Below are 1,507 nucleotides of genomic sequence, written 5' to 3'. Positions count from 1 at the left end.
CCAGCCCTACATATGTGGTATAATTCATCTTGCCAGCCTCCTTAGCTTGTAGCTCTGTATTGGTCTCTATTGTACCAATATAACCTACGTATCGCTACTGTGGGGCTGGCCCTTCCATTATGTCTATTTCTTAACTTGTTCGCAGCCTACCTATGAGGAATTGAAACAATACGCTACGGCCAGTAGAGATATAGGCCTCCTCTGGGTTCGCAGCCTACCTATGAGGAATTGAAACAAGAAACATGGGTGAGTTTGATATTCCTTATTGTCAGTTCGCAGCCTACCTATGAGGAATTGAAACTGCAGTTTGGCAGGTGATACAAATTGCCTAAATATGCGTTCGCAGCCTACCTATGAGGAATTGAAACTATTATACGGATGAAAGGGCTTTAAAGTTGGACAATCGTTCGCAGCCTACCTATGAGGAATTGAAACACAGCTTATATGGTAAATTCGGCCAGAAGGCAGGAGGTTCGCAGCCTACCTATGAGGAATTTGTTGATTGTCAATAGAATTGACCCACTATGTGCAAATAAAATTGACCCACTGGGGAACAAAAATAATAAGCTTCAAGTCATGCGCCAAAGGGAAAGAGATGTAGCTCAGTTGCCGAATTAACGGTCGTTGGCTGCTTTCAGTTTACCTTTGAGCCGGTAACTAGTGCCGTTAATATAGAAAATGCGGGCGTGGTGCACAAGCCGGTCAATTATGGCCGCGGCCACCACCTGGTCGGAAAATATCTCCCCCCATTCGTTAAAGTTATAGTTGCTGGTCAGGATAATACTCCCCTTCTCATAGCGCATGGAGACCAGGCGGAAGAGGAGGTTGGCCTGTTCTTTGCTTACAGGCATGTAGCCGAGCTCGTCGATGATTAAAAGGTTGAGGCGCGAGTAACCCAGCAGCTTGTCGAGGAGGCTGCCGTCTTTGGCGCTCAAAAGTAGTTCTTCCAAGAGCTTCTGGGCCGTGATAAATGCTACGCGATATTTGGCCATGCAGGCCTTTATGCCTAAGGCTACTGATAGATGCGTCTTACCGACCCCGGGCGGCCTCAGGAAGATTACATTTTCCTTTTTCTCAACAAAATCCAGGGAGCCTAAAGCGATAATTTCTTTTTCCCGGATGGAGGGTTGGAAGCTAAAGTCAAATTCCTCCAGGGTTTTGATGAAGGGGAAACGCGCTTTATTGATTTTCGTTTTGACCGTGCCTTCGTTTTTTCTTTTTAATTCCTCTTCGAAGAGGAGGGAGAGGTACTCGGTATAAGAAAGATTGTTTTGCGAGGCCTTCTCCGTTACCTCCCGGTAATGGGCAAGCATCCCCTTTAGTTTTAAGGCCTGCATCTGGCTTTCCAGGTAAGTAGTTAATTTGTTGCTCATGATACTGTAAGGTGGACCCCATTGTCAAGACACGAGATGAGAAATTTTTAAGCGTGGAATATTTAAGTTTGTATGGGGATATAAGGAAATAGCTAAGACTTAACATCTTTTGGCATTACCATATTTGTTATAAT

At 44.9% G+C, this 1,507-nt stretch carries 1 protein-coding gene; it reads right to left on the bottom strand.

The window, feature by feature from the left end; translation table 11 throughout:
- Positions 1–614: 614 nt before the first annotated feature.
- Entirely contained in the window at positions 615–1,373 is a 759-nt protein-coding gene (gene istB / locus MOST_RS15495; protein ID WP_054936528.1) for an IS21-like element helper ATPase IstB, read from the bottom strand.
- Positions 1,374–1,507: the final 134 nt, after the last annotated feature.

The organism is Neomoorella stamsii (assembly GCF_002995805.1).
GTDB lineage: Bacteria > Bacillota > DSM-521 > Neomoorellales > Neomoorellaceae > Neomoorella > Neomoorella stamsii.
Note: the sequence above shows the minus strand (reverse complement) of the source record. Positions and strands in the feature narration are given on the sequence as shown.

Excerpts from the sequence above, each read along its gene's own strand:
- istB (WP_054936528.1), bottom strand. The coding sequence starts at position 1,373 with ATGAGCAACAAATTAACTACTTACCTGGAAAGCCAGATGCAGGCCTTA.